The 8149-nt window shown below is 69.0% G+C and carries 8 protein-coding genes and 2 pseudogenes; 4 read left to right on the top strand and 6 right to left on the bottom strand.

Annotated elements, in window-relative coordinates; all coding sequences use genetic code 11:
• From J0L98_RS20550 to tpx, 4 genes and pseudogenes are all read left to right on the top strand, one after another.
• Nucleotides 1-564 (top strand): annotated as a pseudogene (locus J0L98_RS20550) (hypothetical protein); the annotation flags it as partial.
• Between the two features lie 19 nt (nucleotides 565-583).
• Nucleotides 584-2101 (top strand): c-type cytochrome, encoded by a 1518-nt coding sequence (locus tag J0L98_RS20545; RefSeq protein ID WP_296413974.1) that lies wholly within the window; start codon nucleotides 584-586, stop codon nucleotides 2099-2101.
• Between the two features lie 13 nt (nucleotides 2102-2114).
• Entirely contained in the window at nucleotides 2115-3599 is a 1485-nt protein-coding gene (locus J0L98_RS20540; RefSeq protein ID WP_296413971.1) for a hypothetical protein, read from the top strand.
• A gap of 129 nt (nucleotides 3600-3728) precedes the next feature.
• A complete protein-coding gene (tpx, locus tag J0L98_RS20535) occupies nucleotides 3729-4232 on the top strand; it encodes a thiol peroxidase (RefSeq protein WP_296413969.1) in 504 nt (167 codons plus the stop codon).
• Nucleotides 4233-4429: 197 nt separating this feature from the next.
• On the opposite strand, the gene J0L98_RS20530 is transcribed toward tpx, so the two are convergent.
• The 6 genes and pseudogenes from J0L98_RS20530 to J0L98_RS20505 form a co-directional block, all read right to left on the bottom strand.
• Entirely contained in the window at nucleotides 4430-5242 is an 813-nt protein-coding gene (locus tag J0L98_RS20530; protein ID WP_296413968.1) for a peptidylprolyl isomerase, read from the bottom strand.
• Between the two features lie 127 nt (nucleotides 5243-5369).
• Nucleotides 5370-6665: an RNA polymerase sigma factor gene (locus J0L98_RS20525; RefSeq protein ID WP_296413965.1), complete on the bottom strand. Its 1296-nt coding sequence runs from the start codon at nucleotides 6663-6665 to the stop codon at nucleotides 5370-5372.
• Between the two features lie 31 nt (nucleotides 6666-6696).
• Nucleotides 6697-7062, bottom strand: coding sequence for a DUF1428 domain-containing protein (locus tag J0L98_RS20520; RefSeq protein ID WP_296413963.1), 366 nt, complete (start codon nucleotides 7060-7062; stop codon nucleotides 6697-6699).
• Nucleotides 7063-7083: 21 nt separating this feature from the next.
• Nucleotides 7084-7440, bottom strand: coding sequence for a YciI family protein (locus tag J0L98_RS20515; protein WP_296413961.1), 357 nt, complete (start codon nucleotides 7438-7440; stop codon nucleotides 7084-7086).
• Nucleotides 7441-7452: 12 nt separating this feature from the next.
• Entirely contained in the window at nucleotides 7453-7929 is a 477-nt protein-coding gene (locus J0L98_RS20510) for a VOC family protein (RefSeq protein ID WP_296413959.1), read from the bottom strand.
• A gap of 27 nt (nucleotides 7930-7956) precedes the next feature.
• Nucleotides 7957-8149: pseudogene (locus J0L98_RS20505) on the bottom strand (hypothetical protein); the annotation flags it as partial.

The following is an 8149-nucleotide window of genomic DNA, read 5'->3' as shown; positions in this document are numbered from 1 at the left end:
GCCGCAGCCGTCTCCCGCCTTGCTGCTGTGCCGACGCTGCTGGATGAACAGCCCCTGCCGCGCCGCGCCCTGGTGGCGGCCCTGCTTGATGCGCTGGGCGACCCGCTGCCCGCCGGGGTGGACCGGCCCCGGCCCCCGGCCCGGCTGGAACTGCCTGCCGGCGGTACGCCTGCCCAGGCCGGGGTGCCCGCCGCCCTCGCCGGTTTCCATGCCTGGTGCGCTGCCTGCCATCTGAGCGCAGAGACCTTTCCGCCCAACTTCCTGCTCGGCCCGGCCAATGCCCTGGAGACCCGCATCCGCCAGTGCGCGCCGCGCATCTACGTGCGCCTGGCCATGGCCCGTCTGCCCCCCGCCGCCCGGGCCAAGACGCCCATGCCCCCGGAAACCCTGCTGCCGGCTTTCCGCAGTCATGCCGCGGCCTGGGCGGCGAGCCCCGAGCGGGCCGCCCTGGAGGCCAGCGTGGCGGCGATGTTGAAGGCCGAGAGCGGGCGCGATCCCGATCCCGAAACCCTGCTGGCCAGGGGCTACGAGGCCTTGCGCCCGTGCCTGGCTCCCGACCGCTGACCCCGAGGAGGCGTCCATCATGCCCCATCGAGCCGTGATTGCCCCTGAACGCTGGAAACGGCGCTTCCTGTTCCTGTTTGCCTTCACGGTGTTGCTGCCGGCGGCCATCCTGCTGTGGCTGGCCGGGCGCTTTGGCGGCGACATCCCGGTGGATTACGCCGATCCGGTGGAGCACTTCAAGTACGGCTCCACCGGCGGCGAGCACGAGATGGGCTTTCCGTACTGGATCTGGCGCGCCCTGCCCGAGGTCTGCAGTCAGTACCTGCCGGGGCCTGGCTACCAGTCCATCGGCATGCTCTACGAAAAGGCGCCCGACGGCAGCCTGCGCGACCTGCCGGTGGGCACCTCGCGGCGTCGCTACCAGGGCGTGGACCGGGTCTTCGTGAACTGTGCGGTGTGCCACACCAGCACCGTGCGCACTGCCGCCGGCCAGCCGCCGGTGCTGGTGCCGGGCATGCCGGCGGCCCAGTTCAACATGAAGGCCTTCGAGGAGTTCTTCTTCCGCTGCGCCGCCGACCCGCGTTTTTCCAAGGAATACCTGATCCCCGAGATCCAGCGCCAGGGCGCCGACCTGGACCTCCTCGACCGCTACCTCGTCTATCCGCTGGCCATTTCCATCATGCGCGACCGGGTACTGGCCCTGAAGGGGCGCTTCGAGTGGGTCTTCGAGCAGAAGCCCTGGGGGCCGGGCCGGGTGGACACCTTCAACTCCGCCAAGGTGATCTTCAACTTTCCGATGCACCGCCTCGACCCGAAGGAGTTCGACGCCCCGGCCGACTTCCCGTCCCTGTGGCTGCAGCGCCCGCGCCGGGAACCCCGCGCCATGGAGCTGCACTGGGACGGCAACAACACCGACATGACCGAGCGCAATAAGAGCGCCGCCTTCGGCACCGGCACCACCCCGCCCACCATCGATCTGCCGCGCATCCGGCGGGTGGAGGAGTGGATCCTTGACGTGGAGCCGCCAGCCTTCGGCAAGTTCTTTCCGGTGGATCAGGCCCTCGCCGCGCGGGGGGCGCCGATCTACAAGGAATACTGCGCAGCCTGCCACGGCGCCAGCGGGCGGGATTTCAGCGGCCCCTATGTGGGCCGGGTCACCCCCCTGGCCGAGATCGGCACCGACCGCCGCCGCCTGGATTCCTACACCTACACCCTGGCCGTGAACCAGGCCACTCTCTACGCCGGCTATCCCTGGCGCTTCACCCAGTTCCGCAAGACCCACGGCTACGCCAACATGCCCCTGGATGGCATCTGGCTGCGGGCGCCTTACCTGCACAACGGCTCGGTGCCCAGCCTGCGTGATCTGCTGGAACCTGCGGCACGCCGCCCCAAGGTGTTCTGGCGCGGCAACGATGTGTTTGACCCGCACAAGGTGGGCTTCGTCTCCGATCAGCCCGAGGCCCAGGGGCGCGCCCTGTTCCGCCTCGATACCACCGAACCGGGCAACGGCAACGGCGGCCATGAGGGGCGGGCCTATGGCACCGAACTTTCCGCCGACGACAAGCTCGCCCTCGTCGAATACCTGAAGACCTTCTGACCGGGAGCCCGCCATGTCCTTTCCCCTCTCTCCCCAGCGGCGCATCTGGCTGCGCGCCGCCCTTGCCGCCCTGGTCCTGTTGCTGGTGGCGGGCGCCTACCTGGGCTGGAGCCGCGGCTTCCGTGAGGAACCCCAGCCGGCCTGGGTTTTCGAGTCGGGGGAGAGCCGCTTCCGCTACGGCTCCATCGGCGCCGAACACGATGCCGGCATCCCCTACTGGATCTTCTACGTGCTGCCCCGGGTCTTTCCGGAGAAATTCCGCCAGGACGGGCAGCAGGTGGCAGGGGGCTACGCCGCCCTGGGCGTGGCCTGGGAGCAGGGGCAGGAGCTGCCCGTCGGCTTCACCAAGAAGACCATCGGCTTTCCGCGGGTCGGCAACAACTGCGCCGCCTGTCACACCGCCAGCTACCGGCGCAGCACCGATTCGAACCCGGTCTTTGTCAGCGGCGGGCCGGGGCACACGGTAAACATCGAAAACTTCTTCCGCCTGCTCATCGAGTGCGCCCGTGACCCGCGTTTCAACGCCGACATCCTGATGGCCGAGATCAACCGGGTGACGCATCTGGACGTGATCGACCAGTTGCTCTACCGCTTCGTGATCATCCCGGTGACCCGCAAGCGCCTGCTGGAGCGGGAGGCCCAGTTTGCCTGGATCTTCCGCGCGGACTTTCCGGAATGGGGGCGGGGACGGGACGACGGCATGAACCTGACCCGCTACTTCATGCTGAAGGCACCCATGGACGACCGCTTCGGCCCCGCCGACATCCCCGCCGTGTGGAACCTGGCCAAGTACAAGGCCGAGACCGGACAGCTGCCCAACTACGCGGGCGATACCCACGATGTGCATTCGGTGATGATCGACTCGGCCCTGGGCGTGCTCGGCGCAGCGCCTGCCGACAAGGCCGACTTCCACGCCCAGGTGAAGTGGTTGCAGGACTACCTGAGCGCCCTCCGTCCGCCGGTCTATCCCTTCCCGGTGGACGCGGCCCGGGCCGCCGCCGGCAAGCGGGTGTTCGACGCCGAATGCGCCGCCTGCCACGCCAGCCCGCGTACCGGCACGCGCATCCCCCTGGCCGAGGTGGGCACTGACCCGGGTCGCCTGGAAACCTGGGACAAGGCATCCGCCATCGAGGCCAACCGCGTGGCGGCGAGCATGGGCATCACCCGCAAGGGACTGGTGGAGGAAGACCTGCCCGGCTACAAAATCCCCTTCCTTGATGGAATCTGGTTGCGCGCCCCCTATCTCCACAACGGTGCCGTGCCCACCTTGCGCGATCTCCTTGAACCGGTGGAGCGCCGCCCGCGGGTGTTCTGGCGCGGCTACGACGTGTACGACCCGCAGCGGGTCGGCTTTGTCACCGATGGGGACGAGGCGCGCCGGGTGGGCACGCGCATGGACGTGGCCGAGAAGGGGAGTGGCAACCGGGGCCACGAGTTTGGCACCGGGCTGCCGGCGGCCGACAAGGATGCGCTCGTCGAGTATCTGAAGACGCTGTAGGGGGAGCCTGGCCGGAAAACGGTCCGAAGGGGCTGGCAACGGGCGGCGGCAGGCCCTACCATGGCGCTTCCAGCCCGCCTCCGGGCGTGCCGGCCTACAACAACATCACTGATCCCCAGGAGTCCTTTCATGTCCAGTACCGTTACCCTCGGCGGCAACCCCGTGCAAGTCGAAGGCAATCTGCCCGCCAAGGGCCAGACCGCCCCGGCTTTCTCCCTCGTCGCCAAGGATCTCGCCGACACCCCGCTGGCCAGCTTCGCCGGCAAGCGCAAGGTGCTCAACATCTTCCCGAGCGTCGACACCCCCACCTGCGCCACCTCGGTGCGCAAGTTCAATCAGGCCGCCTCTGATGTCGCCAACACCGTCGTGCTGTGCATCTCCGCCGATCTGCCCTTCGCCCAGAGCCGTTTCTGTGGCGCCGAAGGCCTGAGCAACGTGGTGACCCTGTCCACCCTGCGCGGTGGCGCCTTTGCCCAGGACTACGGTGTGGCCCTGGCCAGCGGCCCCCTGGCCGGTCTGACCGCCCGTGCCGTGGTGGTGCTGGACGAGAACGACGCCGTGCTGCACAGCGAGCTGGTGGGCGAGATCAAGAACGAGCCCGACTACACCGCCGCCCTCGCTGCACTGGCCTGATCGGGTTTCGTAGTACCAAATAAAACGGGAGCCCGAGGGCTCCCGTTTTATTTGCGGGTGATGACGCGTCGACTGACAACTGGTGCGGCGGCGCCTGTAGGGGCGACTTCAGTCGCCCATCAAGCGATGATTGATCGGCATGCCGTTGATCGAAGTCCGCGGGCGACTGAAGTCGCCTCCACAGGTCTGGCCGCTGATCAGTTGATCTTGGCAGCCTTGGCCAGTTCCTGGATGTGCTGGTCCACGCCCTGGGCTTGCAGGCGCTGGATGATCTGGGGCTTGGTTTCTTCGAAACTGGGGGCCTTCAGATCGCGGACTTCGTCAAGCTGGATGACGTGGTAGCCGAACTGGGTCTGCACCGGGGTCTGGGTGTAGGTGCCCGGGGTGAGGGTGGCGAGGGCCTTGCCGAAGGGCTCGACGAAGCCGCCCGGCACCGCCCAGCCCAGCTCACCGCCCTTGTCCTTGGAGCCCGGATCGAGGGACAGGGTTGCCAGCTTCTCCATCTTCTCGCCCATCTTCAGGCGCTCGATGATGTCGAGGGCTTCCTTCTCTTCCTTCACCAGGATGTGGCGGGACTTGTATTCCTTGCCGCCCGCCTGGGCCACGATGCGGTCGTACTCGGCCTTGGCGGCGGCGTCGGTGATCGGGTGGCTCTGGACATACTCGGCCACGTAGGTGCTGGCCATGATCTGCTGGCGGGCCATGTCGAGCTGGAGGGAAACCTCCGGCTTGCGGTCCAGGTTCTTCTTCTTGGCGGCCTGGTTGAGCAGCTCGGCCTGGATCAGGCGGCCACGCAGGTCGGCAGCGAGCTGCGGGCTGTCCTGGGCACCCTGGGCCTTGGCCCGGGCTGCGAGCAGATCATACGCAGCCTGGGGGATCACGACGCCATTGACCGTTGCCACAGGCTTGCCCAGCGGGGAGGATTTGACAGGCTCAGCGGCAAAGGCGGAGGCCTGGGACAGCAGGCCGGCAATCAGGGCGACGCGAAGAAGGGAGGGAGAAGACTTCATGGTATTTCCTTGGTGTGGAGTAGCGGGGCCCTATGACCTCTCGGGGGCTGCGGGCCGCGGTGGTATGAAAAACGGATGACAGCGAGTGTGTCGCGCCCGGCAGTATTCCGAAGGCGAGGGGGTTCAGTCAACGCGCTTCGGAAGGTGGGCGCATGCTGGCGTCGGCGCGGGCCCGCAGCAGGGCCCTTTCCCGGGCGTTGCGGGTGAGTCCGGCGGCGCGCAGAAACTCGGCACGGGCCTCGTCTTGGCGCCCAAGGCGGGCCAGGAGATCGGCGCGCACGGCGGGTAAAAGGGGGTAGCCGTCGAGCTTGCCTTCGGCGCGCACGCGGTCGGCAATCTCCAGCCCGGCGGCGGCACCAAAGGCCATGCCGACGGCGACTGCCTGGTTCAGCCGGACCACCGGCGAGGGCGCGATGTGGGCCAGGATGTCGTACAGGGCGGCGATGCGTGACCAGTCGGTGTCGTCCGCCCGGGTGGCGCGGGCGTGGCAGGCGGCAATGGCAGCCTGCGCCGCGTAGGGGCCGAGGGGGCCGGGCAGGGTTTCGGCGCGCGCCAGGGCATCAAGGCCGCGGCGGATCAGCAGGCGGTCCCAGCGGCTGCGGTCCTGGTCCATCAGCAGGATCGGCTCGCCGCTGGCCGACAGGCGGGCGGCAAAGCGCGAGGCCTGGATCTCCATCAGGGCCAGGAGGCCCAGCACTTCCCCCTCATCCGGCAACAGGCTTGCCAGCACCCGGCCCAGGCGCTGGGCCTCCTCGGCCAGGGCCGGGCGCATCCAGTCTTCACCGGCAGTGGCGGCGTAGCCTTCGTTGAAGATCAGGTAGATGACCTCCAGCACCGAATCCAGCCGCGCCACGAGCTCAGCGCCGCGGGGCACTTCACAGGGCACCCGGGCGGCGGCCAGGCTGCGTTTGGCCCGCACGATGCGCTGGGCGATGGTGGCCTCGGGCTTGAGGTAGGCCCTGGCGATCTCGGCGGTGGACAGGCCGCCCATCACCTTGAGGGTCAGTGCGCAGCGGGCCTCGGGGGGCAGCACCGGGTGGCAGGCGGTGAAGATGAGGCGCAGCACGTCGTCGCCCACGGGGTCGTCGAGGTTGGCGTCCACCCGTTCGGCGGCTTCGTCGGCGGCGCTCTGGTGATGAAAGTCCATGTCGTGGCCGATGGCCCCCTCCTTGCCGGCCGCCATGGCGGCGTGGCGCAGGTGGTCCAGGGCACGATGGCTGGCGGCGGTCATCAGCCAGGCGGCAGGGTTGGCGGGCATGCCGTCCGCCGGCCAGCGCTCAAGGGCGGTGAGGAGCACGTCCTGGGCGATGTCCTCGGCCAGGCCCACGTCCCGCACAATGCGCGTGACCCGCCCGATGACCCGGGCTGCCTCCAGGTGCCACAGGGCGGCCAGGCTGCGGGCGGGGTCGGCGGGCTCTGTCACGCGGCCTCCCGGCAGCCCCGCCGGCCTGGGCTCAGCATTCCACCAGGACGCGGAAACCCCCGTAGGCCATGCGTTTGCAGTCGAAGGGCATGGCTGCGTCCGGGGTCATCATCGACGCCATGCGCGGGTCGGCCATCACGGCGGCATTGATGCGGTCGCGGGCCTCGCGGGAAGGGTAGACGATCCAGGCGAACACCACGGTCTCGCCGGGGGCGGTGGCGGCTGCGTGGTTGAAGCTCACCATGCCCGGTGCGCCCAGGTCGTCGCCGATGCATTCATAGTAGGCCAGGGCGCCGTGGTCCTTCCAGACCCGGCCGGCGAGGCTGGCGATGGCCTTGTAGTCGTCGACGCGATCGGTGGCGAGGGGGATCAGGAAGCCGTCCACATAGGTGTCCATTGCAGTTCTCCTTGGTTGGGGTCAGAGGACGTGACAGGGGGCGCACTCGCGGACTTCCACGGTGCCCCAGGCGACGGCGGGGCAGCGCCGGGCGATGGCGAGGGCCTCCTCGCGGGTGGTGATGTCGAGCAGGAAGAAGCCGCCCACCATCTCCCGGGCCTCGGTGAAGGGGCCGTCGAGGTGCTGGGGCTTGCCGCCGGGGGCGCGGATGCGCACGGCGTGGTCGTCGGTGCGCAGGGATTCGGCGGCCCGCAGAATGCCGTCAGCCTGCAGGCTGGCGGCGAAGGCCATCATGTCATCGTACTGGCGATGGGCTTCGTCTTCGGTACGGGCGGCGCGGGCACCGCGGGTTTCGTGGATGAGCAGCAGGTAGGCCATGGTGGTGTCCTTTCAGGCGGCGCCGGTGCAGCCCTGGGCGGAAGCGGTGACGATTTCCTCCGCGCTCATGTCGCGGATGTGGGAGGCGAGGGACCAGGCGTGGCCGAAGGGGTCTTCGATGCGGCCGTAGCGGTCGCCCCAGAACATGTCGGCGGGGGGCAGGGTAACCCGGGCGCCCGCCTCGGCGGCACGGGCAATGGCCGCATCCACGTCCGCTACGTAAAGATGCAGGATGACCGGCGTGCCTTCGAGGCTTTGCGGGCTGTGGCAGTCCATCTCGGGGAACTCGTCCACCAGCATCAACGGGGAGTCGCCGATGCGCACCATGGCGTGCATCAGACGGCCGTCGGGGCTGGGCAGGCGGGCCAGCTCCACGGCGCCGAAGGCGCGCACATAGAAGTCGATGGCGGCGTTGGCGTCGCGGCAGACGATGTGTGGTGTGAGAGTGGGCATGTTGGTGGGGATGGGGCTGACGGCGGGGGTGCTCATGGTTCTCTCCTTGTATCGGGGGTGGGTTCAGGCCTGGTGGCCAGGGTGTGGCTCGGCGAGGCCCAGTATCGGGTGCACTTCGATCTGCGTGGGCCGGCTGGCGCCGTGGGGTGTGGGGAAGCGACGGGCCCACTCGAGGGCTTCGTCGCTGCTGCGGGCCTGGATCAGCGTGTAGCCGCGGACGCGCTGCCCGGGCTCGTCGAAGGGGCCGACTTCCACC

The organism is Zoogloea sp. (assembly GCF_017302315.1).
Classification (GTDB): Bacteria; Pseudomonadota; Gammaproteobacteria; order Burkholderiales; family Rhodocyclaceae; genus Zoogloea.
This window is presented reverse-complemented; position numbering and strand designations above follow the sequence as displayed.

What these genes read in the sequence shown, in the direction of transcription:
- J0L98_RS20545 (WP_296413974.1), top strand. Translation starts at nt 584, where the DNA reads ATGCCCCATCGAGCCGTGATTGCCCCTGAACGCTGGAAACGGCGCTTC.
- J0L98_RS20540 (WP_296413971.1), top strand. Translation starts at nt 2,115, where the DNA reads ATGTCCTTTCCCCTCTCTCCCCAGCGGCGCATCTGGCTGCGCGCCGCC.
- tpx (WP_296413969.1), top strand. Translation starts at nt 3,729, where the DNA reads ATGTCCAGTACCGTTACCCTCGGCGGCAACCCCGTGCAAGTCGAAGGC.
- J0L98_RS20530 (WP_296413968.1), bottom strand. Translation starts at nt 5,242, where the DNA reads ATGAAGTCTTCTCCCTCCCTTCTTCGCGTCGCCCTGATTGCCGGCCTG.
- J0L98_RS20520 (WP_296413963.1), bottom strand. Translation starts at nt 7,062, where the DNA reads ATGGACACCTATGTGGACGGCTTCCTGATCCCCCTCGCCACCGATCGC.
- J0L98_RS20515 (WP_296413961.1), bottom strand. Translation starts at nt 7,440, where the DNA reads ATGGCCTACCTGCTGCTCATCCACGAAACCCGCGGTGCCCGCGCCGCC.
- J0L98_RS20510 (WP_296413959.1), bottom strand. Translation starts at nt 7,929, where the DNA reads ATGAGCACCCCCGCCGTCAGCCCCATCCCCACCAACATGCCCACTCTC.